The following is a 25,183-nucleotide window of genomic DNA, read 5'->3' as shown; positions in this document are numbered from 1 at the left end:
GATCACTCCCACTCGATCGTGCCCGGCGGCTTGCTCGTCACGTCCAGCACCACGCGGTTCACCTCGGCGACCTCGTTGGTGATCCGGGTGGAGATCCGGGCGACCACCTCGTAGGGCAGCCGGGACCAGTCGGCGGTCATCGCGTCCTCGCTGGAGACGGGCCGCAGCACCACGGGATGCCCGTAGCTGCGGCCGTCACCCTGCACCCCGACGCTGCGCACGTCGGCCAGGAGCACCACCGGGAACTGCCAGACGCCCCGGTCCAGGCCGGCGGCGGACAGCTCCTCGCGGGCGATCAGGTCGGCCTTGCGCAGCAGGTCGAGCCGCTCCCGGTCGACCGCGCCGATGATCCGGATAGCCAGGCCGGGGCCCGGGAACGGGTGCCGCCAGACCATCGCCTCGGGCAGGCCCAACTGGAGGCCGAGCGCCCGGACCTCGTCCTTGAACAGCGTGCGCAGCGGCTCGACCAGCGCGAACTTCAGATCCTCCGGCAGGCCGCCGACGTTGTGGTGGCTCTTGATGTTGGCGGTGCCGGTGCCGCCGCCGGACTCCACCACGTCCGGGTAGAGGGTGCCCTGGACGAGGAACTCGACGTCGCCGTGGGCGGCGATCTCCCGCGCGGCAGCCTCGAAGACCCGGATGAACTCGCGGCCGATGATCTTGCGCTTCTGCTCCGGGTCGGTCACCCCGGCCAGGGCGCCGAGGAACCGCTCCTGCGCGTCGACCACCTTGAGCTTGATGCCGGTGGCGGCGACGTAGTCCTTCTCCACCTGCTCGGCCTCACCGGCGCGCAGCAGGCCGTGGTCGACGAAGACGCAGGTCAGCTGGTCGCCGACGGCCTCGTGCACCAGCGCGGCGGCGACGGCCGAGTCGACCCCGCCGCTCAGGCCGCAGATGACCTCCTTGTCGCCGACCTGCTCGCGGATCCGGGCGACCTGCTCGTCGATGATGTTCTCGGGCGTCCAGGTCGGCTCGATGCCGGCGATGTCGTGCAGGAAGCGGCGCAGCATCTCCTGGCCGTGCGCGGTGTGCCCGACCTCCGGGTGGAACTGCACGCCGGCCCGGCGGCCGGCCACGTCCTCGAACGCGGCGACCGGCGCGCCCGCCGACTCGGCGGTCACCGTGAAGCCCGTTGGGGCCTCGGTCACGCAGTCACCGTGACTCATCCAGACCGGCAGGTCGTCCGGCAGGTCGCGGAGCAGCACCCCGGCCTCCGGCCGGGCGCGCAGCGGGGTGCCGCCGTACTCGCGGTTGCCGGTGTGGGCCACCGTGCCGCCGAGCGCCTGGGCCATCGCCTGGAAGCCGTAGCAGATGCCGAAGACCGGCACCCCGGCGGAAAACATGCCGGCGTCGATCTGCGGGGCGCCAGGCGCGTAGACGCTGGACGGGCCGCCGGAGAGGATGATCGCGGCCGGGTCCTTCGCCAGCATCTCGGCGACCGGCATCGAGTGCGGCACGATCTCCGAGTAGACGTTGGCCTCACGCACCCGACGCGCGATGAGCTGGGCGTACTGGGCTCCGAAGTCCACCACGAGGACGGGGCGAGGCGTGCTCATGTGCATAAACCCTACCGACCCTGCTGCCCCGCCCCACCCCGCCCCGCCACACTTCACCCCGCCGCTCGCGATCTTGCACCTGCCGCCCCGACAAACAGCGCGAAAGCCGTATGTCGGGGGCCGAAAGTGCAAGATCGCGGGGGTCAGGGGCGGAGGGCGCCCGGGGCGTGCCCAGGGACGGCGGGGTGGTGGGGCGGGACGGGGGTCAGGCGGCGGTACAGGGTGCCAAGGGGCGGGCGGGGGTCCTGCTCGCCCCTGTTGGGCCAGAAGGACATCGCGCGTTCCGCCTGGGCGGCGATGGTCAGCGACGGGTTCACCCCGAGGTTCGCCGAGACCGCCGCGCCGTCGACCACGTGCAGCCCCGGATGGCCGTGGACCCGGTGCCACGGGTCGACCACGCCGTCGGCCGGGGTGGCCCCGATCACCGCCCCGCCGAGGATGTGCGCGGTCACCGGGATGTCGAACGGCTCCGTCAGCGCGCCGCCAGGCGTACCGCCGATCTCCTCGGCCAGCAACCGGACCGCCTGGTTGCCGGCCGGGATCCAGGTCGGGTTGGGCGCGCCGTGCCCCGGCCCGGAGACCAGGTGCCGGCCGAACGGACCGCGCCGCAGCCGGGTGGTCAGCGAGTTGTCCGCCGACTGCATGACCAGGGCGATCACCGTCCGCTCCGACCAGCCGCGGACCGACAGCAGCCGGGCTGCCGCACCGGGCTGCCGCAGCAGGGCCGCCAGCCAGCGGCGGACCCGGCGCGGCCCGCCGTCGACCAGCAGCGACTGGAGCAGCCCCATCGCGTTCGAGCCCCGGCCGTAGCGGACCGGCTCGACGTGGGTCTGCGGGTCGGGGTGGAACGAGCTGGTGATCGCCACCCCCTCGGTGAAGTCGAGCCCGTCGGCGCGGGCCCGGCGACGGGGCACCGAGGCGCCGAGGATCGCCTCCGAGTTGGTCCGGGTCAGCTCGCCCAGGCGGGGCGAGAGGTCGGGCAGCGCCCCCTCGGCCTTCATCGCGTGCAGCAGCCGCTGGGTGCCGAGCGCGCCGGCCGCGAAGACCACCTGGTCGGCGTGGATCACCTGCCGCCGCGCACGCAGCCACGCCCCGGTACGCACGGTGTGCACCGCGTACCCGCCGCCGTCGGCCGGGCGCACGGCGGTGACCGTGGTCAGCGGGTGCACCCGCGCACCGAGCCGCTCGGCCAACCAGAGGTAGTTCTTGACCAGCGTGTTCTTCGCCCCGTGCCGGCAGCCCGTCATGCACCCGCCGCAGTGCGTGCAGCCGGTGCGTTCCGGCCCCGCTCCGCCAAAGTACGGGTCGGCGGCGCGCTGGCCCGGCCGGCCGATGAACACACCGACCGGGGTGGCCTGGTGGGTGTGCCCCACCCCCATCCGGTCGGCCACCGCCCGCATCGCCCGGTCCGCGTGGGTGACGACCGGGTACGTGGTGACGCCGAGCATCCGCTTCGCCTGGTCGTAGTGCGGGGCCAGCTCGTCGCGCCAGTCGGTGACGTCCCGCCACTGCGGGTCGGTGTAGAAGGCGTCCAGCGGCTCGTAGAGGGTGTTGGCGTAGACCAGGGACCCACCGCCGACCCCGGCGCCGGAGAGCACCAGCACGCCACCGCCGGCCTTCCGGTCGGCCGCGCGCAGCAGGGTGAGCCGCTGGAGGCCGTAGCAGCCGAGGCGGGGCGCCCACAGGAACCGCCGCAGCCGCCAGGAGGTCTGGGGGAACTCGTCGTCGGCGAAACGCCGCCCGGCCTCCAGCACCCCCACCGAATAGCCCTTCTCGGCCAGCCGGAGCGCGGTGACGCTGCCGCCGAAGCCGGACCCGATGACGAGCACGTCGTACCGCATCACCGCATCATTACCGCTCGGTAGCCATCGCGCCAGCGCCCGTTTCCGCGCGATCATGCTCGCGGTCCACGATCCGGTGGCGCCCGCCCGCAACTCGGGGCCCCCGTCGGGGCGTTGTCATCACGGGGTGTCCCTATGGGTTTCGTCAAGCGGCGAGTGCGGGGACCGGTCCTGGTGGGGGTGTGGTTGCGGGCATGGCGTGTAGGACGTCGACGCGGCGTCGGGCCAGGCAGATGATCGGGGCGTTGTGCTTCTTGCCTTCGGCGACCGAGATCCTGACGTCGCTGTCCGTCCGCCTGTGCGGCCGCCGCGCGGCCGCGGACCGTGCCCGCCGCGCGGTCGAGGCAGCGACCGAGGGTGGCCCGGGGTGAAGACGATCCAGGCGTACCGCTTCGCGCTGGACCTGAACCCGGGTCAGGAGCGTGCCGTGCTCGCGCACGCCGGGGCGGCGCGGGTCGCGCACAACTGGGCGCTGGCCCGCGTGAAAGCGGTGATGGACCAGCGCGCGGCCGAACGTACCTACGGTGTGCCGGACGCTCTGCTCACCGAGTCGATCTCCTGGACGCTGGCCGGGCTGCGGAAGGCGTGGAACGCCATCAAGCCCGATGTCGCGCCGTGGTGGGCCGAGGTGTCGAAGGAAGCGTTCAACACCGGCCTGGATGCGCTCGCGCGCGGCCTGAAGAATTGGGCCGATTCCCGCACCGGTAAGCGTAAGGGCCGTCCGGTCGGCTTCCCGCGATTCAAGTCCCGCCGTCGCACCACCCCGTCGGTACGGTTCACCACCGGCACGATCCGAGTCGAGCCGGACCGCAAGCACGTCGTGCTGCCCCGGCTGGGCCGGTTGAAGCTGCACGAGTCCGCCCGCAAGTTGGCCCGCCGCCTCGACAACGACACCGCCCGGATCATGTCCGCGACCGTCCGCCGCGACGGCGGCCGGTGGCATGTGTCCTTCACGGTCGAGGTCGAACGAGCCGAGCGCACCCCGGCCCGGCCTGATTCCGTGGTAGGCGTCGACGTCGGCATCAAACACCTCGCGGTCCTGTCCACGGGCGAACTGGTCGACAACCCGCGCCACCTGGTCGCCGCGCAGGCCCGGCTGCGGGCGCTGGGTCGGGCGCTGTCACGTAGGACCGGCCCGGACCGACGGACCGACCGCCGCGCGTCGAAGCGCTGGGGACGCGCGGCGGCCCGACTCGGCCGCGCGCACGCCCGGGTGACGAACCTACGCCGCGACGGCCTGCACAAGCTCACCACCCGGCTGGCCCGCGAGCACGGCACGATCGTGGTCGAAGACCTCAACGTGACCGGCATGCTCGCCAACCGCAGGCTGGCCCGGCACATCGCCGACGCCGGATTCGCGGAGATCCGCCGCCAACTCGACTACAAGGCCACCTGGAACGGCAGCCGACTGATCGTGGCCGACCGCTGGTATCCATCCTCGAAAACCTGCTCGGGCTGTGGTGCGACGAAAGCCAAGCTCGCCCTTTCCGAGCGCGAATACCACTGCGAGGCGTGCGGCCTGATCATGGACCGTGACCGCAACGCCGCCGCGAATCTGGCCGGTCTCGCGGCTGAGTTCGACACCGCCGGGAGTGGCCCGGTGGCAGCACGTGGAGCCGACCAGAAGACCCGCGTACACGGGCAGGTGGCCGTGAAGCGTGAACCCGGCACGACACCAGTCGGTCAGACCGGGACCGTCCCACCGCAAGGTAGGACTACCAACCATGCGCTCACTAGAGCGCACTGAAGGGTAACGGTGTCGCATGATTCAGCGGACAGGGGCGCCACGCCCACGATGGGTGCTGGGGCTCGCCGCTCTCGCGGTCGTGGTCCTGGTGGCCGTGGGCGCCCTGGTGGTCACCCGGCTCGCCCGCGACGACGGGCCGCAGCGCGCCGTCGGGCCCATGGGCGCGACCCGGACGCCGGAGGCCCCGAGCCCGAGCCCGACCGCACCGCCGGGCGCCGGCATCACCGGCCCGCTCAACCTCCTGCTCGTCGGGGTGGACACCCGGGTCAGCGTGCCGGGCTGGGAGCCGCACGGCGACGCCGTGCTGGTGCTGCACGTGCCGAAGGGGCTCGACCGGGCGTACCTCTTCTCCCTCCCCCGCGACCTGCTGGTCGACATCCCGGCCTTCCCGAAGGCCGACTACCGGGGCGGGAAGACCAAGCTCACCCACGCGATGAGCTACGGCAGCCGGGTGCCCGGCAAGCCCGAACAGCCGAGCACCGCCCAGGGGTACGAGCTGCTGCGCAGCACGGTCAGCGGCTACACCGGGCTGCGCTTCGACGCCGGCGCGGTGCTCACCTTCAACGGCTTCGACAAGCTGGTGGACTCCCTCGGCGGGGTGGACCTCTACATCGACCAGCGGGTGGTCTCGCTGCACCGCCGTCCCGACGGCCGGCACCGCGAGCCCGCGCCGGGCGGCGGGGGCTACGTCGGGCCGCAGATGGTGTACGAGAAGGGCGAGCGGCACCTCAACGGCTGGCAGGCGCTGGACTACGCCCGGCAGCGTTACGTCACCGGCGGCGGATACGCCCGGCAGCGCCACCAGCAGCAGCTGATCAAGGCGCTGGCCACCAAGATCCTCGACGAGGACCTGGCCCGGCAGCCGGAGCGCGTGCAGCAGGTGGTCGACGCGCTCGGCGACACCCTGGTCTACGCGGGCGGGCCGCGCGTCGTGGACGTCGCGTACGCCCTCGGCGGGCTCACGCCGGACCGGTTCGTGCTGGTCGACCTGCCCGGCGCGGGCGTCGGCAAGGGCAGCGCCTACCGGGGCGAGCAGCTCACGGAGACCGGCCGGAAGTTCCTCACCGAGCTGCGCGCCGGCCGGACGGACGCCTACCTCGCCGCCCACCCGGAGCTGCGCATCACGCGCTGAGCGCCGTCACCGGCGCTCGGGACGGTCGGGGCGCTCCGTGCCGTACAGCCACGCCTCGAAGAGGTCGTCGAGTTGCTCGCCAGAGACCCGCTCGGCCAGCGCGACGAACTCGGCCGTGGTCGCGTTGGCGTCGCGCTTCTGCGCCGCCCAGGTCTTCAGGATCTCGAAGAACGCCTTGTCGCCGACGGCGACCCGCAGCGCGTGCACGGTCATCGCGCCGCGCTGGTATACCGACTCGCTGAACAGGTTCGCCGCCCCCGGCTCGCCCGGCGGCGTCCGCCACACCTGGCCGGACGAGCCGGTGTAGCGCGCGTCGAACGCCTGCTGGGCGCTGCGCCCGCCGTCGTGCTCGGCCCAGAGCCACTCGGCGTACGTGGCCAGGCCCTCGTTGAGCCAGATGTCCTGCCACCTCGCCAGCGACACGCTGTTGCCGAACCACTGGTGCGCCAGCTCGTGGGCGACCACACCGGTGTTCTCGCCGTCGAAGAAGAAGCTCGCGGAGTAGACCGGGCGGCTCTGCGTCTCCAGGGCGTACCGGATCCGGGGGTCGGAGATCACCACGCCGCCGTACGCCCCGAACGGGTACGGCCCGAACACGCTCTCCAGGTAGTCGGCCACCTCCACCGTGCCGGCGATCGACCGGTCCGCCGCGCCCTCCGGCAGGTCGGTGGTGACCGCGTGGAACACCGGCCGCCCCTTGTGCGCGCCCTCGGTGATCCGGAACCTCCCGATGACCACGGTGCTCAGGTAGCTCGCCATCGGGCTGCGCTCGGCCCACTTCCAGGTGGTCCAGCCGCCGGCCGTGCTCTTCCCCTCGGGCACGCCGTTGCTGACCGCCGTCAGCCCCTCCGGCACGGTGATCTCGAAGTCGTAGGTGGCCTTGTCCGAGGGGTGGTCGTTGACCGGGAACCAGGTGCTCGCCGACTCGGGCTGGCCGAGCGCGATCGCCCCGTCGTCGGTGTGCAGGAAGCCCCCGGAACCGAGGCTCTCGTTGCGCAGCGCCTCGGGCTTCCCCTCGTACGTGATCTCGGCGGCGAAGCCGTTGCCCGCGATCAGGCCGCTGGCCGGCGTGATCGTCAGCTCGTCGCCCTTGCGGCGGTGCTTCGCCGGGGTGCCGTCGACCGTCACCGACCGCACGGTCAGCCCGGCCAGGTCCAGGTTGAACGCGGACAGGTCGGTGGTGGCCGCCGCCCGCACGGTCGTGGTGCCGGTGAGCCGGTCCTTCGCCGGGTCGTACCGCACCTTGACGGCGTAGCCGATGACGTCGTACCCGCCGTTGCCGTAGGTCGGGAAGTACGCGTCGCCGGCACCGGCCGCCCCGAGGAGGAACTGGCGCGGCGCGTCCGGCGAGGCGGTGGCCGGAGTCGTGGCCGGGGTTGCTTCCTCGGCGGACCCGCATCCGGCCAGCCCGAGCGTCCCGGCCAGCAGCAGGCCGGTGCCCGCGCACAGCGTCCGCCGCGACAGCGTCATCGCCTCGTCCCTCCCCTGCGCCCCAGGTCGCCGCACCGTCGGCCCGTAGCGGATCCGCACCCGGTCGGTGCCCTCGCTCCCGACCGGCCGGGTGTGGCGCGGCCGGACCGGGCCGGTGGTGCGGCGCCGGGGTCCGGCGGCAGCCTACCGAGCGCCGCGGGAAGCCCGCGTCAGGGCAGGGCGGGGGCCGTCCCGCCGACGAGCCAGGCGTCGAAGAGCGGGCGCAGGGGCTTCCCGGCGACCCGTTCGGCCAGCACGACCAGGTCCTCCGTGGTGGCGTTGCCGTCGCGCCGCTCGGCGGTCCAGGTCCGCAGGATACGGAAGAACGTGTCGTCGCCGACCGTGCGGCGCAGCGCGTGCACGGCGAGCGCGCCGCGCTTGTAGACGGCCGTACCGAACAACCCGGACCGTCCGGGGTCGACGGACGGCCGGGACCAGTCGACGGCGGCGTACCCGATCTCGAAGTTGCGCTGCGCGGTGCGACCGCCGTCGTGCTCCTCCCACAGCCACTCCGCGTAGCTGGCGAAGCCCTCGTTGAGCCAGATGTCGCTCCACCGGCTCAGCGTCACGCTGTTGCCGAACCACTGGTGGGCCAGCTCGTGCGCGACCACGCCCGGGTTGGGTCGCCCGCCCCGGAAGAAGTCCGGCCCGTACACCGGCCGGGACTGGGTCTCCAGCGCGTAGCCGATCCGCGCGTCGGTCACCACGACGCCCCCGTAGGAGTCGAACGGGTACGGCCCGAACCGGCTGGCCAGGAAGTCGGCGATCTCGCCGGTACGGGCCAGCGAGGCGGCCTCCGGCCCGGTCGCCGGCAGGCTCGCCGGCACCGCCGTGACCATCGGCCTGCCGGCGTGCGTGCCGCTCTCCACCCGGTAGTCGCCGATCACGAGGGTGGTCAGGTAACTGGCCATCGGCGCCCGCTCGGCCCACCGCCAGGTGGTCCAGCCGTCGGCGCTGGTCCTCTCCCCCGGCACCCCGTTGCTCAGCGCGGCCAGCCCGTCCGGGACGGTCACCTCGACGTCGTACGTGGCCTTGTCGGACGGGTGGTCGTTCACCGGGAACCAGGTGGCCGCCGACCAGGGCTGCCCGAGCGCGATCGCGCCGTCGTCGGTGTGCAGGAAGCCGCCGCTGCCGAGTTGCCCGTCGGTCTTCGCCGCCGGCACGCCGGAGTAGTCCACCTCGACGGTGAACCGGGCGCCCCGGGGCAGGCCGTCGCGTGGGGTGACCACCAGTTCGTCGCCGTCGCGGGCGGCCCCGGCCGGCCGGCCGTCGACGGTCACCCGCGACACGTCCAGCCCGGCGAGGTCCAGGTTGAACCGGGACAGGCCGATGGTCGCGGTGGCCGTGAGCGCGGCCCGCCCGGAGAGCCGGTCGGTCGCCGGGTCGTAGCGGACGGCGAGCCGGTAGCCCGCGACGTCGTACCCGCCGTTGCCGGCCCCCGGGACGTACGGGTCGGCGAGGTCGGCCGCTCCCGGCCGGAGGCCGGGCCGCTCGTCCCCGTCGGTGCAGGCCGTGAACCCCAGGGCCGCCACGACGGCGACGGCGAGCGCGGGGCGGAACCGGCGGTGGGTACGACGCACCGGCCGAGCCTATCGGCGCGGCCGGTGCGGGTGGCGCTGCTTGCGCAGGTCAGCGGTCGAGGACCAGGCCGACCTTCTGGAACTCCTTGAGGTCGCGGTAGCCGCACTTGGCCATCGCGCGGCGCAGCCCGCCGAAGAGGTTCAGCTGGCCGTCCGGCTCGTCAGCCGGGCCGAAGAGCAACTGGTCCATCGAGCCGAGCGGCTCGCCGGCGGCCTCGAACGCGCCCCGGGGCAGCGACGGGTGGCTGGCGGCCGAGTGCCACCAGGCGCCACCGGCCGGTGCCTCCGCGCAGAGCGACAGCGGCTCGCCGAGCATCACCGCGTCCGCGCCGCAGCCGAGGGCCTTGGCGATGTCGCCCGAGGTCTGGATGTCGCCGTCGGCGATCAGGTGCACGTACCGGCCACCGGTCTCGTCGAGGTAGTCCCGGCGGGCCGCCGCCGCGTCGGCGATCGCGGTCGCCATCGGCACCCGGATGCCCAGCACCGACTCGGTGGTGGACCACTCGTCGCCGCCGATGCCGACGATCACGCCGGCCGCGCCGGTACGCATCAGGTGCAGCGCCGTCTTGTAGTCGGTGCAGCCGCCGACCACGACCGGGAGATCCAGGTCGGCGATGAACTCCTTGAGGTTGAGCGGCTCGTCGGTGGTCGACACGTGCTCGGCGGAGACGATGGTGCCCTGGATGACCAGGATGTCCACGCCGGCGTCGAGGATCACCGGGGCCAGCGCCAGGGTGTGCTGCGGGGAGACCCGCACCGCCACCGTGCCGCCGCCGGCACGCAGCTCGCGGACCCGCTCGGCGATCAGGTCGGGGCGGATCGGCTCCGCGTACACCTCCTGGAGGCGCTTGGTGGTGCGGGCGTCCTCGTCGAGCCCGGACAGCTCCTCCAGGACCTTGGCCGGGTTCTCGTAGCGGGTCCACAGGCCCTCGACGTTGAGCACGCCGAGACCGCCGAGCTGGCCGAGCCGGACGGCGGAGGCCGGGCTCATCGTCGCGTCGGAGGGGTGCCCGACGCAGGGGATGCCGAACGGGTACGCGTCGAGCTGCCAGGCGGTGGAGACGTCGTCGACGTCCCTGGTCCGGCGGCTCGGCACGATCGCGATGTCGTCCAGGTGGTAGCCGCGCTGCGCGGTCTTGCCCAGCCCGATCTCGACCACGTCACGCATGGGGGACTCCAGTTGTCGCAGGGGATGATCAGCGGGAGTGGTAGTTGGGTGCCTCGACCGTCATCTGAATGTCGTGCGGGTGGCTCTCCTTGAGCCCGGCCGCCGTGATCCGGATGAGCTGACCGCGGCGGTGCAGCTCGGGGATGCTCTCCGCGCCGACGTACCCCATCGCCGCGCGCAGCCCGCCGGTGAGCTGGTGGGCGACCGCGGACAGCGGGCCCCGGTAGGGCACCTGTCCCTCCACGCCCTCGGGGACCAGCTTGTCCTCGGCGAGCACGTCCTGCTGGAAGTAGCGGTCCTTGGAGTAGGACCTGCCCTGGCCCCGGGACTGCATCGCGCCGAGCGAGCCCATGCCCCGGTAGGCCTTGTACTGCTTGCCGTTGATGAAGATCAGCTCGCCGGGGCTCTCCTCGCAGCCGGCCAGCAGGCTGCCGAGCATCACCGTGTCGGCGCCCGCGACCAGCGCCTTGGCGATGTCGCCCGAGTACTGGATGCCGCCGTCGCCGATCACCGGGACACCGGCCGGCCGCGCGGCGCGCGAGGCCTCCATGATCGCGGTGATCTGCGGTACGCCGACCCCGGCGACGATCCGGGTGGTGCAGATCGCGCCCGGGCCGACGCCGACCTTCACGCCGTCGGCGCCCGCCTCGACGAGCGCCCTGGCGCCGGCGTAGGTGGCGACGTTGCCGCCGACGATGTCGATCGTCACGTCCTTCTTGAGCTGGCGGACCATGTCCAGCACCGCCCGCTGGTGGCCGTGCGCGGTGTCCACGATCAGCACGTCGACGCCCGCGTCGACCAGTGCCCGGGCCCGCTTGTACGCGTCGTCGCCCACCCCGACGGCGGCGGCGACCCGCAGCCGGCCGGCGTCGTCCTTGGTGGCGTTCGGGTACTGCTCGCTCTTGGTGAAGTCCTTGACCGTGATCAGCCCGCGCAGCCGGCCCGAGTCGTCGACGATCGGCAGCTTCTCGACCTTGTGCTGGCGCAGCAGGTCGAGCGCGTCGTCCTTGCTCACCCCGACCGGGGCGGTGATCAGCGGGGTGCGGGTCATGATCTCGTGGACCGGGGTGGCCGGGTCGGAGACGAAGCGCATGTCGCGGTTGGTGACGATGCCGACCAACTGGCCGTCGCCGTCCACGACCGGCACGCCGGAGATGCGGTAACGCCCGCAGAGGGCGTCGACGTCGCGCAGGGTGTCTCTGGGGCTGGCGGTCACCGGGTTGGTGATCATGCCGGACTCGGAACGCTTCACCAGGTCGACCTGGAGGGCCTGGTCCTCCAGGGAGAGGTTGCGGTGCAGCACGCCGATGCCGCCCTGGCGGGCCATGGCGATCGCCATCCGGGCCTCGGTCACCGTGTCCATCGCGCTGGAGAGCAGCGGGATGGACAGGCTGACGTTGCGGGTCAGCTTCGTCACCGTGTTGACCCGGCTGGGCACCACGTCCGACTCGCCCGGCTGGAGCAGGACGTCGTCGAAGGTCAACCCGAGCGGGACCACCCGGGCGGAGCCGGCGGGCAGCTCGGGCAGGTGGCCGCCCAGTTCGCCGCTGTCAGCGCCAGCCGGTAGATCGGTGCTGGGCGAAAATTCCACGATTGCTCCCCTGAGCTGCTCGGACGGGCTTCAGCGAGGTGGCGCGGGCGGGCACCGGCACACGCCGGGTGACGGGCGCGTCGTCCCATCGTACCCACCGACCTGGGCCGACTCCGGCCGGTGGCGGCGCAGGTCACCGGTGGCCGGGGGCGGACGCGGCCCTGGCGTTGGGTCTACGGTGAGGGGGTGCACGACGAGCCCATCGACCCCTTCAACGGCGACCCGGCTGATCCGGCCGCCGGCCTGCACGATCCGGGCGACGACGCCCCGCTCGACCCGCTGACGGACGTCGAGCGACAGGACGTGCTGGAGGATCTCGCCGACCTGGAGATCTACCAGGCGCTGCTGGCGCCGATCGGGGTGCGCGGGCTGGTCATCGAGTGTGAGGACTGCCGGGAGCCGCACTACTTCGACTGGGACCTGCTGCGGGGCAACCTGCGCCATCTGCTCAGCTCGGGGCGCCCCCGGGTGCACGAGCCGGCCTACGACCCCGACCCGGACCACTACGTCACCTGGGACTACGCCCGTGGCTACGCCGACGGGGTGCACGACACCCTGACCGAGGGCGGCGACGAGGAGCCCGGCTCCGAGGGCTGAGGCCTGTCGCCGCCCGGGTCGGGGGCCACCGGCCGCTGCGGCCACCGAGGCGGGCACGGAGTGCCTCACGTCGGTTGCGCGCTCAGGCCACCAGGCCGGCGCGGAAACCGGCCGCCACGGCGTGCGCGCGGTCCCGGGCACCGAGCTTGCGGAACAGCCGCCGGGCGTGGGTCTTCACCGTGTCCTCCGAGACGAACAACTCCCGGCCGATCTCGGCGTTGCTCTTGCCCTCCGCCATGCCCAGCAGCACCTGGAGTTCGCGTTCGGTCAGCCCGATCTGGGACCGGCCGCCGCGCCCGCCGGATCCGCCCCGCCGTCCCGTGGGGGCGGCCTCCACCGGCTCGTCGCCGGCCTCGGCCGGGTCGTCGCCGCGCTGCGACGGTACGACCGTCGGGGCGCCGCCCGGGCCGTCGGGAGCCGTCGCCGACCAGGTGGCACCCGGCTCGGCCGGCGGCCTGCCGGCCGGCGTGGTGCGGACGGGGCCGCCGACCGCCGCCGTGTCCCGGGCGGGGTCGGTGATCCGGCGCCGCGTCGCCCGGCCGGGTGCGGAGAGCAGCAGCAGCGCCTTGGCCACCGCGCTGGTCAGGTCGTGGTCGACGCCCTGGATGAGGCCCCGGGCACCCGCGCTGATGGTGGCGGCGGCGGCCTCCGACTCCTCCGTGCCGAGCAGCAGCACCGAGGCCTGCGGCGCGCGGGCGAGCACCCGACGGACGAAGCCCGCGCTGTCCGGCCGGGTGAGGGCGGTGTCCGCGAGCACCACGTCCGCCGGGCGCTCGGCCAGCCGCAACATCACCTCGGGATCGGAGACGGCCGTCCGCACCACGGCGGACAATCCGAGCCGTGCCGCCGCGGACGCCAGATGCTGCGCCGCGAGCGGTGTCCGAACGCACACGAGAACCGTACGCACAGTGGTCTCCTCTCCGCACAAGAGCAGACCATGAGCGGGTCGGGTCGCGAGGGGGTTCGGGCAATCCTCCGAACTTTTCCGACAACTAGGACATATGCCGCCACTTGCCGGAAGTTTTCGATCAACAGGTGTGTGAGCCGACGACAGCCCGGGTACGGAGGTCCCAGGCCGGAAACGGCGCGCCTGCGCGGACCGTCGCCCGGACGCCGATTCACCAGGATCTGCGCGGTGCCGCGCGGGAGGAGGGGTGCTGATGTCGAACGTACGCAGACTGCCCGGACCCATCGTCGACCTCTGGGACTGGCAGCGGCTCGGTGCCTGCCGGGGCCGGGACAGTGCGCAGTTCTTCCACCCGGACGGCGAGCGCGGCTCGTCCCGCCTACGCCGGGAGTCCGGCGCCAAGGCTGTCTGCCGCGCCTGCCCGGTCCGGGCCGAGTGCGCCGCGCACGCCCTCGCCGTCCGCGAGCCGTACGGCGTGTGGGGCGGGTTCAGCGAGTCGGAGCGGCTGCGGCTGCTCGCCGTCGGCTGGGAGGATCTGGCCGACCGCCGCCAGAGCCGGGTCGACGTCTCCCGGCTGGAGGCCCGCCTGGGCCAGTCGCACCGGTCGACCGTCCCCGCCCAACGCAAGATCGCCTGACTCGGCGGTCCACGAGACCACACCGACGCCGCGTCCCCGCCCGGGGACGCGGCGTCGCGGCGTTTCTACCGCCGGCTGGTCCGGTGCGGCGGGTTCCCCACCGGGTGCCTCCGACGGCCCGACCGGCCGGTGGTCCAGCTTAAAGGCGTCGGGGCGCACCGTCACGCGGACGGTGCACCCCGACGAGGCGTACGGCGAGGGTCAGAAGCCCGGGCCGTGCTGGTGGCCGTGACCGTGGCCGTGGCCGTGCCCACCGGCGGCCGGCTCGGCCTTCTCCGGCTTCTCCACCACGAGGCTCTCCGTGGTGAGCAGCAGCCCGGCGATCGACGCGGCGTTGGTGACCGCGTTGCGGGTCACCTTCACCGGGTCGACGATGCCGGACTTCGCCAGGTCGACGTACTGGCCGGCGGCGGCGTCGAGGCCGTGGCCCCACTCCTTGCCGGCGACCTTCTGCACCACGACGTAGCCGTCGTGGCCGGCGTTCTGCGCGATCCAGCGCAGCGGCTCGACCAGCGCCTTGCGCACGATCGAGACGCCCACCTTCTCGTCACCGGTGAAGCCGAGGTCGTCGTCGAGCACCGGGAGGATCTGCGCCAGGGCGGCGCCACCGCCGGGAACGGTGCCCTCCTCGACCGCGGCCTTGGTCGCCGCGATGGCGTCCTCGATGCGGTGCTTGCGCTCCTTCATCTCGACCTCGGTCGCGGCACCGACCTTGATGACCGCGATGCCGCCGGACAGCTTGGCCAGCCGCTCGGCGAGCTTCTCCCGGTCCCAGTCGGAGTCCGAGGCCTCGATCTCCTTGCGGATCTGCGCGACCCGGTCGGCGACCTCGCTCGCCTGGCCGCCGCCGTCGACGACCGTGGTGTTCTCCTTGTCGACCACCACGCGCCGGGCGGTGCCGAGCACCTCCAGGCCCACCTGGTCGAGCTTGTAGCCCAGCTCAGGGGCGACCAGCTCGGCGCCGGTGAGGATCGCCATGTCCTGGAGCATCGCCTTGCGGCGGTCGCCGAAGCCGGGGGCCTTGACCGCGCAGACCTTGAGGGTCTTGCGGATCGAGTTGACCACCAGCGTCGACAGCGCCTGGCCCTCGACGTCCTCGGCGATGATCAGCAGCGGCTTGCTGTTCTGGAGGACCTTCTCCAGCAGCGGCAGCAGCTCCTCGATCGCCGAGATCTTCTGCGTCGTGATCAGGATGTACGGGTCCTCCAGGACCGACTCCTGCGACTCCGCGTCGGTGACGAAGTTCGGCGAGATGAAGCCCTTGTCGAACTGGAGACCCTCGGTCACGTCCAGCTCGGTGTGCAGGGCGGAGCCCTCCTCGACGGTGATGACACCGTCGCGGCCGACCCGCTCCATCGCCTCGGCGATCAGCTCGCCGATCGTGGCGTCCTGCGCGGAGATCGTCGCGACGTGCGCGATCGACTCCTTGTCGGCGACCTCGACCGCGCGGCCGAGCAGCGCCTCGGAGACCTTGGTGGCCGCCGCGTCGATGCCCCGCTTGAGGCCGGCCGGGTTGGCGCCGGCCGTGACGTTGCGCAGGCCCTCGCGGACCATCGCCTGGGCCAGCACGGTGGCGGTGGTGGTCCCGTCGCCGGCGACGTCGTTGGTCTTGGTCGCCACCTCCTTGACCAGCTGCGCACCGAGGTTCTCGTAGGGGTTGGTGAGCTCGATCTCCTTGGCGATGGTCACGCCGTCGTTGGTGATCGTGGGCGCACCGAATTTCTTGTCCAGGACGACGTTGCGCCCGCGCGGGCCGAGGGTGACCTTGACCGCGTCCGCGAGGGCGTTGACACCGTGCTCGAGCAGGTGCCGGGCGTCATCCGAGAAGCTCAGGATCTTCGCCATGAATGTCCCTTCGAAGCGTCGTCGCCCCGGCCCGGCGAGCCGGACCGGGGCGACGACACTGATCGGTTGCTTACTTCTCGATGACCGCGAGGACGTCGCGGGCGGAGAGCACCAGGTACTCCTCGCCGGCGTACTTGACCTCGGTGCCGCCGTACTTCGAGTAGATGACGGTGTCGCCGACGGAGACGTCAACCGGGATCCGGTTGCCCTTGTCGTCGATCCGGCCCGGGCCGACAGCGAGGACGGTGCCCTCCTGCGGCTTCTCCTTGGCGGTGTCGGGGATCACGATGCCCGACGCCGTGGTGGTCTCAGCCTCGTTCGCCTGGACCAGGATCCGGTCCTCGAGCGGCTTGATCGCAACCTTGGTCGCGGTAGTCACGGGCATACCCTCCTGGGGTACTGGTTTCGTTACTGGCCGGCAAGCCGACCAGCGTCAATCTGCCACATGCCACCGGGCGGGGCCGTCGTCGCGGGTGCCGGTCCGCCTGGCGTTCAGCAACCGGACCACGGGGCCCGGAAGCTGGCACCCTCGGGGTGAGAGTGCTAATCGCAGGTTATTCCTCGGCTAGCACTCCGTCAAGGAGAGTGCCAACCCGCCGGCCGGCGCGTCGGGCCCGCCGACCACAATGACCGGGTGGATCCCGACCAGTTCGCCGCCCTGCGTACGCCCGAGGGGTCGGCCGCGCTCGACGCGGCCACGCGGGTGGCCGGCGGCGATCCGCTGACCGCGGCGGCCGCGCTCCGCTCGGCCGGGCTGCCGGCCGGCCTGGCGGCGGCGGCGCTCACCCAGGCCGAACTGCGGCGCCGGGCGGTCGGCAAGTTCGGGCCGGCGGCGGCGGGGATGTTCCTCACCCGCGCCGGGCTGGAGCAGGCGACCCGGGGCGTCGTCGCGGCACGCCGGGCCGAGCGGTTGCGGGCCGCCGGGGTGCGCACCCTCGCCGACCTCGGCTGCGGCCTCGGCGCGGACGCGCTCGCCGCCGCCCGCGCCGGCATCCGGGTGTACGGCGTGGAGGCCGACCCGGTGACCGCCGCGATGGCCGCCGCGAACGCCGAGGCGGCCGGGCTGGCCGAGGAGTTCACGGTGGAGTGCGGCGACGCCACGGCGTTCGACGTGAGCCGGGTCGACGGGGTGTTCTGCGACCCGGCACGCCGGAAGGCGGGCACCGGGCGGCGGATCTTCGACCCGAACGCCTACTCCCCGCCCTGGGACTTCGTCGTCGGGCTGGCCGGGCGGGTGCCGTACACCGTGGTGAAGGTGGCGCCCGGCATCGACCACGCGCTGATCCCGGCGGGCGCCGAGGCGGAGTGGGTGAGCGTCGACGGCGACCTGGTCGAGGCGGCCCTGTGGTGTGGCCGACTCGCCGAGACCCCCCGCCGAGCCACCCTGCTGCGCGGTAAGGAAGGGCACCTTCCTGACGCCTCTGGTAGAGGAGGGGGCGCTTCCTATGAGTTGACGGGCTCCGGGGACGCCGAGGCGGCCGTCGGACCGACGCGCCGCTTCCTGTACGACCCGGACCCGGCGGTGGTCCGCGCGCACCTGGTCGCGGAGCTGGCCGACACGCTGGGCGCCACGCTGGCCGACCCGAGCATCGCCTACCTCTACGCGGACGCCCCGGCGCCGACCCCGTTCGCCCGCTGCCTGGAGGTCACCGACGTGCTTCCGTTCTCGCTCAAGCGGCTGCGGGCGCTGCTGCGGGAGCGCCGGGTCGGACGGGTGGAGATCCTCAAGCGCGGGTCCGCGCTGGAGCCGGAGAAGCTCCGGCGGGATTTGAGGCTGGCCGGCGACGAGGGGGCCAGCCTGGTGCTGACCCGGGTCGCCGGGGCACCGACGGTGCTGGTCTGCCGGCCGGTCGGGTAGCAGCCCTTTTCGGCTCGCGGGCCGCACCGCCCCGGGTTAGCTTGACGGTCATGGCGGGACAGGGCACTCCGGCGACCGCGTTGCTGACGAAGCGGAAGATCGCCCACAGCACCCATCCGTACGACGTGTCCCCGGACGCGCCGAACTACGGCGCGCTGGTCGCGGCGGCGCTGGGGGTGCCGCCGGAGCGGGTGTTCAAGTCGCTGGTCGCCGAGGTCGACGGCGCGCTGACCGTGGCGGTCGTGCCGGTCACCGGCGAGTTGGACCTCAAGGCGCTCGCCTCGGCCGTCGGCGGCAAGCGGGCCGCCATGGCCGACCGGGCGGTGGCCGAACGGGCCACCGGCTACGTACGCGGCGGGATCAGCCCACTCGGTCAGCGCCGCCGGCTGCCCACGGTGCTCGACTCGTCGGCGCTCCACCATCCGACCGTCTACGTCTCGGCGGGCCGGCGCGGGCTTCAGTTGCAGCTCGCCCCGCAGGACCTGCTCGCTCTCACCGGGGCGACCACCGCCCCGCTGTCCGCCCGCTGAGCTGCGCCGCCCGCACCGTCGACGGGAGAGCGCTCCCGCGCGGGCGGCCGGGCAGGTGACCAGACAGGCGACAGGGACGTTGCTGAATTGTTACTGCCGACAACAAACTCGCCACCTCGGCACTCTTGTGCCCGCAGTGTGACGCGGAATACGTTGCCGGACACAACAAACCAAACGTCTCCCCCCACCCCCGAAAGGACCCTGCACATGCGCAAGGGCTTCCTCACCTTCGCCGCCGTGGGCCTGCTGGCCGCCGGCAGCATGGCCGCCTGTGGCGACGAGTCCGGCAGTGGTGACCAGGCCGGCGGCAGCGACAAGGCCCCGAAGATCGGCGTGATCCTGCCGGACAGCAAGTCCTCCGCCCGCTGGGAGGGCGCGGACCGCAAGTTCCTGGAGGAGGCGTTCAAGGCCGCCGGCGTCGACTACGACATCCAGAACGCCCAGGGCGACAAGACGGCGTTCCAGACCATCGCCGACCAGATGATCACCAACGGCGTGACCGCCCTGATGATCGTCAACCTCGACTCCGGCACCGGCAAGGCCGTGCTCGACAAGGCCAAGTCCCAGGGCGTGGCGACCATCGACTACGACCGGCTCACGCTGGGCGGCTCGGCCACCTACTACGTCAGCTTCGACAACGAGGCCGTCGGCAAGCTCCAGGGCGAGGGCCTGAGCAAGTGCCTGACCGACAAGGGCGCCAAGAACCCGGTCGTGGCCTACCTCAACGGCTCGCCGACCGACAACAACGCCACCCTCTTCAAGAACGGGTACGACTCGGTGCTCAAGCCGAAGTTCGACTCGAAGGAGTACACGAAGGGCCCGGACCAGAACGTGCCGGAGTGGGACAACGCCCAGGCCGCCACCATCTTCGAGCAGATGCTGACCCAGACCGGCGGCAAGATCGACGGCGTGCTCTCCGCCAACGACGGTCTCGGCAACGCGGCCATCTCGGTGCTGAAGAAGAACAAGCTCAACGGCAAGGTCCCGGTGACCGGCCAGGACGCCACTCCGCAGGGGCTGCAGAACATCCTCGCCGGCGACCAGTGCATGACCGTCTACAAGGCGATCAGGGAGGAGGCGAAGGCCGCCTCCGAGCTGGCCATCGCGGTGGCCAAGGGCGACAGGAAGGAGACCGGCCAGACCGTCAAGGACCCGGAGGGTGGCCGGGACGTCCCGGCGGTGCTGCTGACCCCGAAGCCGATCTACAAGGAGAACGTCAAGGACGTCATCGCCGACGGCTTCGTCACCAGGGACGAGGTGTGCGGCGGGGCGTACGCCAAGCTCTGCGCCGACGCCGGCATCAGCTGACCCGTACCCGATCCACGCGCACGCCGCCCGGCACGGACCCTGTGCCGGGCGGCGGCTCGCGCCGGACGGGACCCGAGACCTCCCCTCCACCTGAAGGAGACCCCCGTGTCCGCAACCCCCCTGCTGGAACTACGCGGGATCGACAAGAGCTTCGGTCCCGTCCAGGTCCTGCGCGACGTCGCCTTCTCCGCCCACTCCGGTGAGGTGACCGCGCTGGTCGGCGACAACGGCGCCGGCAAGTCCACCCTCGTCAAGTGCATCAGCGGCATCCACCCCACCGACGCCGGCGAGTTCCACTTCGACGGCCGCCCGGTGAACATCAACAGCCCCCGCGACGCCGCCACGCTCGGCATCGAGGTCGTCTACCAGGACCTCGCGCTCTGCGACAACCTCGACATCGTGCAGAACATGTTCCTCGGCCGGGAGAAGCGCAGCGGCATCGTGCTCGACGAGCCGACCATGGAGCAGATGGCCGCCGACACCCTCGCCGGGCTGAGCGTACGGACCGTGAAGTCGCTGCGGCAGCACGTCTCCAGCCTCTCCGGCGGCCAGCGCCAGACCGTGGCGATCGCCAAGGCGGTGCTCTGGAACAGCAGACTCGTCATCCTCGACGAGCCGACCGCCGCGCTCGGCGTCGCGCAGACCGCCCAGGTGCTCGAACTGGTCCGCCGGCTCGCCGACAACGGCCTGGCCGTCGTGCTCATCTCGCACAACATGAACGACGTCTTCGCCGTCTCCGACCGGATCGCCGCGCTCTACCTCGGCCAGATGGTCGCCCAGGTGAAGACCACCGAAATCACCCACTCGCAGGTGGTCGAGCTGATCACCGCCGGCCGTTCCGGCGGGCTCGGGCTCGCCGCCGAGCCGGCCAACGGCGGCAACGGGCACGGCGCGGAGCCGGCCGACCGCAACCCAGGAGGCGCCCGATGAGCACCACCGTCGTGCACAAGGACGGCCCGGTGGCCGGCACACCGCCGCCCACCCTCGGTGGCCACGTCCGCAACTACGTCAGCCGGGTACGCGGCGGCGACATCGGCGCGCTGCCCGCCGTGCTCGGCCTGGTCGTGCTCTGCACGGTCTTCTCGATCATGCGGCCGTCGTTCCTCACCGCCGGCAACTTCGCCAACCTGTTCACCCAGGGCGCCGCGGTCACCCTGATCGCGATGGGGCTGGTCTTCGTCCTGCTGCTCGGCGAGATCGACCTCTCCGCCGGCTTCGCCAGCGGGGTCTGCGCCGCCATCCTCGCCAACGTCGTCACCGTGCTCGGCCACCCGTGGTACGTGGCCGTGCTCGCCGCGATCGTCACCGGCGTGGCGATCGGCACCACCCTCGGCTTCCTGGTCGCGAAGATCGGCATCCCCTCCTTCGTGGTGACCCTCGCCGGGTTCCTCGCCTTCCAGGGCATCGTGCTGATGCTGATGGAGGAGGGCACCAACATCTCGGTCCGCGACGAGGTGCTGGTGGCCATCGCCAACCGCAACCTCTCCCCCGTCCTCGGCTGGCTGCTGGCCGCCGTGGCGGTCGCCGGCTACGCGGCCGTGCAGTTGCTGCGGCACCGTACGCGGGCCGCCCGGGGGCTGGTCACCGACCCGGTCGCGGTGGTGTTCGCCCGGATCGGCGGGCTGGCACTCATCCTCGGTGCGGCGGTCTTCATCCTCAACCTGGAGCGCAGCCGCAACGTGGTGATCAGCTCGCTCAAGGGCGTGCCGATCGTGGTGCCGATCATCGCGGTGCTGCTGGTCTTCTGGACCTTCGTGCTCCAGCGCACCAGCTACGGCCGGCACGTCTACGCGGTGGGCGGCAACAAGGAGGCGGCCCGCCGGGCGGGCATCAACGTGGACCGGATCCGCATCTCGGTCTTCGTGATCTGCTCCTCGATGGCGGCCGTCGGCGGCATCGTCGCCGCCAGCAGGGCCAACTCGGTGGACCCGAACACGGGTGGCAGTAACGTACTGCTCTACGCGGTCGGCGCGGCGGTCATCGGAGGCACCAGCCTCTTCGGCGGCAAGGGCCGGGTGCTCGACGCCGTCCTCGGTGGCGCGGTGGTCGCGGTGATCGACAACGGGATGGGCCTGATGGGATACAGCTCGGGGGTGAAGTACGTGGTCACCGGCGTGGTGCTGCTGCTCGCCGCGAGCGTCGACGCGTTCTCCCGCCGGCGTTCCACCGCCACCGGCAACCGCTGAGCACCGGCACTGGAAGTGACGACAGCGATGCGCGCGGGACCGAGCCAGGACGACATCCGTCGGCAGAACCTGGGCGCGTTGCTGCGGTACGTGCACGTGCACGGGGCCACGACCCGTGCCGAACTCACCACCGCGCTGGGGCTCAACCGCAGCACCATCGGCGCGCTCACCGCCGACCTGGCCGGCGCAGGGCTGGTCAGCGAGGGGGCACCGAAGGAGACCGGCAGGGCCGGGCGACCGTCGCTGGTCGTCCGGCCCGAGTCGGACCGGGTGCACGCGTACGCGTACAGCATCGAGGTGGACCGGCTGCGGGCCGCGCGGATCGGTCTCGGCGGCGCGGTGCTCGACCGCCGGGAGCTGGACCGGCCCCGGGGCCTGACGGCTGCGGAGGCCGCCCCGATGCTGGCCGGGGCGGTCAAGGAGATGCAGCAGAGCGTGCCGGCGGACGCCGTCTGCGTCGGCGCGGGCGTCGCGGTCTGCGGCATGGTGCGCCGCGACGACGGGCTGGTCCGGCTGGGCCCGACCACCGGGTGGGTGGACGAGCCGATCGGCGCGGCGCTCGGCGCCGAACTGGGCTGCGAGGTGCCCGTCACGGTCGGCAACGTGGCCGACGTGGCGGCCTTCGCCGAACACGCCCGGGGCGCGGCGGCCGGCTGCGACAACGTCATCTACCTGTACGGGGACGTGGGCGTCGGCGCCGGCATCATCGCCGGCGGGCGGCGACTGACCGGGCACGGCGGCTACGGCGGCGAGGTCGGGCACATGGTGGTCGTCCGGGACGGCGCCCCCTGCGAGTGCGGCTCCCGGGGCTGCTGGGAGACCGAGATCGGCGAGCACGCGCTGCTACGCGCGGCCGGCCGCTCCGACGCGCGGGGCCGCGACGCGCTGCTGGCCGTCTTCGACGCCGCCGACCGGGGCGACCTGCGGGCCCAGACGGCGGTACGCCAGGCCGGCGACTGGCTCGGCTTCGGGGTGGCCAACCTGGTGAACATCTTCAACCCTGAGATGGTCATCTTCGGCGGCAACATGCGGGACCTCTACCTCGCGGCGGCGGCCCAGGTGCGCAGCCGGCTCAACTCGGTCGCCCTGCCGGCCTGCCTGGAGCACGTCCGGCTGCGTACCCCGAAACTCGGCGACGACGCGGCCCTCATCGGCGCCGCCGAGCTGGCCTTCGAACGCCTGCTCGCCGACCCCCTAGATGCCGGATGACCCGGCGGCCCCGGGCGCCGTCGCGCTGGCTCCTGACCGCCGAACACGTGCGTGACCCTCGGTAGTCGGCATGGGAGTTTCCCGGCCGCCACCGGCCACCCACCTCGCCCCCTTTGCTCTGCACCCATTGCCGCACCAGCTACCGAGGGTGGCTGGTGCGTCGGTGCATGCAGAGCAAAGGGGCGCAGGGATGAACGGCTGGCCCGGCCGGCGCGACGAAGTAACCCTGGTCAGAAGCATCCGCAGCGGAACAGGCGCCTCTCACGCTCAGAAGCCGGACAGAAGTGACTACCGTCCGTGATGTCGAGGCGCTCGTGCCAGAACCGTCACGGTGGGTATCGGCGGCGGGCATCCGCCGGGTGGCCGGTCCGGGCCCCGGCCCCCCGGGCAGGACGGCCCGCCGCGCTACTCGTTGGTCTCCGGGCCCAGCAGCCGGATCTCCTCGATGTCGAGGACGGCCTGCAACTCCCGCAGGACGATGTCGTCGATCTCGTTCGTGTCCCGCAACCTGGTGATCTCGCGGCGCTTGTGTTCGAGCACGGCGAGCCGCAGCCGACGGTCGAGTTCCCGCTCCTGCTCCGCCGACCGGCCCTCGTCGTCGGAGCGGACGTCGTCGAGGTGCTGCTCGTAGTCCGCCCGGATCCGGTTCACCGCGTCCGGCGCGGCGCCGAGCCGGTCGGCGACATCCGGCAACGCCGCCAGCGCCGCCTCGGCGGCACGCCTCCGGGCCAGCCGCAGCTCGCCGAGTCGCCGGGTGTCGCCGACCAGGCCCGCCCACCCGACGACGGCGGGAAGCGTGGTGCCCTGGATCAGCATCGTCAGCAGGATGACCACGGCGGTGGCGAAGATGATCAGGTCACGCTCGCGCACGGGCGTGCCGGTGGGCGTGGTCACCGGCACCGCGAGGGCGGCCGCGAGGGAGACGGCACCCCGGAACCCCGCCCATCCGGCCGCCGTACGCACCCGCCAGTTGACCCGCTCGTCCTGCTGTGCCGTCCGGCGGTCGACGACCAGGAAGGCGAACGCCGCCAGGTGGATCCACAGCATCCGGACCAGCACGACCACGCCGGTCACCACCACCGCGATGAGCAGCGCCCGCGTCCCCGACAGGCTGGTCACGCTGCGCAGGGCGCGCGGGATCTGCAACCCGAGGAGCACGAACAGGCTCCCGTTGATCAGGAAGGTGGCGAGGTCCCAGAAGCCGAACGCCAGCACGCGGGAGCGGGCCCGGATGACCCGGGGCGCGGCGTACGACAGCAGGAGGCCCACGACCACCACCGCCAGGACGCCGCTGGCGTGCACGAGCTCGGCGAGGAGGAAGGCGACGAAGGGCGTGACGACACTCAGCGCGCCCTCGCGCAGCGGGTCGTCGAGACGTCGCCGGACCAGGATCACCACGCCGCCGACCAGCAGCCCGGCGACGACGCCACCGACCGACGCGACGACGAACCGCTCGGTCAGCCCGAGCAGCCCCGGCTCGGTGCCGCCCACGATCAGGCCCACCCCGACGGAGAAGAGCACCAGCGCGGTGCCGTCGTTGATCAGGCTCTCCGCGTGCAGGGTGGTCAGGATCCGGCGCGGCATCCGCTTGGCCAGGCCGGCGACCGCCGCGGCGTCGGTCGGCGCGAGCACCGCGCCGAGCACCCAGGCAGCGGCCGGATCGACGCCGAACCGCTGCGCGACGAGCGACACCGCGGCCATCGTCGCCACCACCAGACCCACCGCGAGCAGCACGATCGCGAGGAGGTTGGTGCGGATCTCGCGGAGGCTGGTGGTGATGCTCTCCTTGTAGAGGATCGCCGGCAGGAACAGCAGCAGCACCACGTCGGGCTCCAGCACCACGTGGGACAGCGGGGGCAGAAGCGCGAGCAGCGCGCCCATCGTGATGAGCAGGACCGGGGGCGCCACGCTGTACCGCCCGCCGAGGGTGGTGCCGACCAGCACCGTGACGACCAGCACCACGATCAGTTCGAGACCGCCCACGTCGCACCCCCGTCACCGGCCTGCACTCCGCCGGGTGC

The 25,183-nt window shown here is 72.7% G+C and carries 20 protein-coding genes; 10 read left to right on the top strand and 10 right to left on the bottom strand.

Going from position 1 to position 25,183, the window contains the following annotated elements; translation table 11 throughout:
• Nucleotides 1-2: 2 nt before the first annotated feature.
• Both guaA and AB0D32_RS10800 read right to left on the bottom strand, forming a co-directional pair.
• Nucleotides 3-1,556, bottom strand: a complete 1,554-nt coding sequence (gene guaA, locus AB0D32_RS10805) for a glutamine-hydrolyzing GMP synthase (protein WP_357087598.1) — start codon at nt 1,554-1,556, stop codon at nt 3-5.
• A gap of 143 nt (nt 1,557-1,699) precedes the next feature.
• Nucleotides 1,700-3,397 carry a GMC family oxidoreductase gene (locus AB0D32_RS10800; RefSeq protein ID WP_357087595.1) on the bottom strand — a complete coding sequence of 566 codons (1,698 nt, stop codon included), beginning with the start codon at nt 3,395-3,397 and terminating at the stop codon, nt 1,700-1,702.
• A 367-nt stretch (nt 3,398-3,764) separates the two neighbouring features.
• On the opposite strand from AB0D32_RS10800, the gene tnpB reads away from it, so the two are divergent.
• Together tnpB and AB0D32_RS10790 are read left to right on the top strand one after the other, a co-directional pair.
• Nucleotides 3,765-5,144: an IS607 family element RNA-guided endonuclease TnpB gene (gene tnpB, locus AB0D32_RS10795; RefSeq protein WP_357087591.1), complete on the top strand. Its 1,380-nt coding sequence runs from the start codon at nt 3,765-3,767 to the stop codon at nt 5,142-5,144.
• A 16-nt stretch (nt 5,145-5,160) separates the two neighbouring features.
• Nucleotides 5,161-6,276 (top strand): LCP family protein, encoded by a 1,116-nt coding sequence (locus AB0D32_RS10790; protein ID WP_357087588.1) that lies wholly within the window; start codon nt 5,161-5,163, stop codon nt 6,274-6,276.
• Between the two features lie 6 nt (nt 6,277-6,282).
• Here AB0D32_RS10790 and AB0D32_RS10785 read toward each other — a convergent pair whose 3' ends face one another.
• The 4 genes from AB0D32_RS10785 to guaB all read right to left on the bottom strand — a co-directional run bounded on the left by AB0D32_RS10785 (nt 6,283) and on the right by guaB (nt 12,085).
• Nucleotides 6,283-7,746 carry a M1 family metallopeptidase gene (locus tag AB0D32_RS10785; RefSeq protein WP_357087585.1) on the bottom strand — a complete coding sequence of 488 codons (1,464 nt, stop codon included), beginning with the start codon at nt 7,744-7,746 and terminating at the stop codon, nt 6,283-6,285.
• A 170-nt stretch (nt 7,747-7,916) separates the two neighbouring features.
• Nucleotides 7,917-9,326 (bottom strand): M1 family metallopeptidase, encoded by a 1,410-nt coding sequence (locus AB0D32_RS10780; RefSeq protein ID WP_357087582.1) that lies wholly within the window; start codon nt 9,324-9,326, stop codon nt 7,917-7,919.
• A 49-nt stretch (nt 9,327-9,375) separates the two neighbouring features.
• Nucleotides 9,376-10,494 (bottom strand): GuaB3 family IMP dehydrogenase-related protein, encoded by a 1,119-nt coding sequence (locus AB0D32_RS10775; protein ID WP_357087578.1) that lies wholly within the window; start codon nt 10,492-10,494, stop codon nt 9,376-9,378.
• A gap of 28 nt (nt 10,495-10,522) precedes the next feature.
• Nucleotides 10,523-12,085: an IMP dehydrogenase gene (gene guaB, locus AB0D32_RS10770; protein ID WP_357087576.1), complete on the bottom strand. Its 1,563-nt coding sequence runs from the start codon at nt 12,083-12,085 to the stop codon at nt 10,523-10,525.
• A gap of 186 nt (nt 12,086-12,271) precedes the next feature.
• On the opposite strand from guaB, the gene AB0D32_RS10765 reads away from it, so the two are divergent.
• Nucleotides 12,272-12,682 (top strand): DUF5319 domain-containing protein, encoded by a 411-nt coding sequence (locus tag AB0D32_RS10765; RefSeq protein WP_357087574.1) that lies wholly within the window; start codon nt 12,272-12,274, stop codon nt 12,680-12,682.
• An 82-nt stretch (nt 12,683-12,764) separates the two neighbouring features.
• Here AB0D32_RS10765 and AB0D32_RS10760 read toward each other — a convergent pair whose 3' ends face one another.
• Nucleotides 12,765-13,589 carry a helix-turn-helix transcriptional regulator gene (locus AB0D32_RS10760; RefSeq protein WP_357087571.1) on the bottom strand — a complete coding sequence of 275 codons (825 nt, stop codon included), beginning with the start codon at nt 13,587-13,589 and terminating at the stop codon, nt 12,765-12,767.
• A gap of 253 nt (nt 13,590-13,842) precedes the next feature.
• Here AB0D32_RS10760 and AB0D32_RS10755 point away from each other — a divergent pair, with 253 nt between their 5' ends.
• The gene (locus AB0D32_RS10755) at nt 13,843-14,226 is read left to right on the top strand and encodes a WhiB family transcriptional regulator (protein WP_357087567.1); all 384 of its coding nucleotides are present in this window, start codon (nt 13,843-13,845) and stop codon (nt 14,224-14,226) included.
• Between the two features lie 201 nt (nt 14,227-14,427).
• On the opposite strand, the gene groL is transcribed toward AB0D32_RS10755, so the two are convergent.
• A complete protein-coding gene (gene groL, locus AB0D32_RS10750) occupies nt 14,428-16,071 on the bottom strand; it encodes a chaperonin GroEL (RefSeq protein WP_357087565.1) in 1,644 nt (547 codons plus the stop codon).
• Between the two features lie 70 nt (nt 16,072-16,141).
• A complete protein-coding gene (gene groES / locus AB0D32_RS10745) occupies nt 16,142-16,456 on the bottom strand; it encodes a co-chaperone GroES (RefSeq protein WP_121399825.1) in 315 nt (104 codons plus the stop codon).
• Nucleotides 16,457-16,705: 249 nt separating this feature from the next.
• On the opposite strand from groES, the gene AB0D32_RS10740 reads away from it, so the two are divergent.
• The 6 genes from AB0D32_RS10740 to AB0D32_RS10715 all read left to right on the top strand — a co-directional run bounded on the left by AB0D32_RS10740 (nt 16,706) and on the right by AB0D32_RS10715 (nt 23,162).
• Entirely contained in the window at nt 16,706-17,929 is a 1,224-nt protein-coding gene (locus AB0D32_RS10740) for a methyltransferase domain-containing protein (RefSeq protein ID WP_357087560.1), read from the top strand.
• Between the two features lie 50 nt (nt 17,930-17,979).
• Entirely contained in the window at nt 17,980-18,459 is a 480-nt protein-coding gene (gene ybaK / locus AB0D32_RS10735) for a Cys-tRNA(Pro) deacylase (protein ID WP_357087557.1), read from the top strand.
• Nucleotides 18,460-18,666: 207 nt separating this feature from the next.
• Nucleotides 18,667-19,767: a sugar ABC transporter substrate-binding protein gene (locus tag AB0D32_RS10730; protein WP_357087554.1), complete on the top strand. Its 1,101-nt coding sequence runs from the start codon at nt 18,667-18,669 to the stop codon at nt 19,765-19,767.
• Between the two features lie 105 nt (nt 19,768-19,872).
• Entirely contained in the window at nt 19,873-20,697 is an 825-nt protein-coding gene (locus AB0D32_RS10725; RefSeq protein ID WP_357087552.1) for an ATP-binding cassette domain-containing protein, read from the top strand.
• Complete coding sequence (locus AB0D32_RS10720; protein ID WP_357087548.1) at nt 20,694-21,953, top strand: ABC transporter permease; 1,260 nt, start codon at nt 20,694-20,696, stop codon at nt 21,951-21,953. Before AB0D32_RS10725 ends, AB0D32_RS10720 begins: the two co-directional genes overlap by 4 nt.
• A gap of 27 nt (nt 21,954-21,980) precedes the next feature.
• The gene (locus AB0D32_RS10715; protein WP_357087546.1) at nt 21,981-23,162 is read left to right on the top strand and encodes an ROK family transcriptional regulator; all 1,182 of its coding nucleotides are present in this window, start codon (nt 21,981-21,983) and stop codon (nt 23,160-23,162) included.
• Nucleotides 23,163-23,567: 405 nt separating this feature from the next.
• On the opposite strand, the gene AB0D32_RS10710 is transcribed toward AB0D32_RS10715, so the two are convergent.
• Nucleotides 23,568-25,145, bottom strand: coding sequence for a Na+/H+ antiporter (locus tag AB0D32_RS10710; RefSeq protein ID WP_357087543.1), 1,578 nt, complete (start codon nt 25,143-25,145; stop codon nt 23,568-23,570).
• Nucleotides 25,146-25,183 lie beyond the last annotated feature (38 nt).

Origin of the sequence: Micromonospora sp. NPDC048170 (assembly GCF_040652795.1) — a bacterium.
In the GTDB taxonomy this organism is placed as follows: Bacteria; Actinomycetota; Actinomycetes; order Mycobacteriales; family Micromonosporaceae; genus Micromonospora.
The sequence above is the reverse complement of the archived record's forward strand: the minus strand, read 5'-3'. Positions and strand labels throughout refer to the sequence as shown.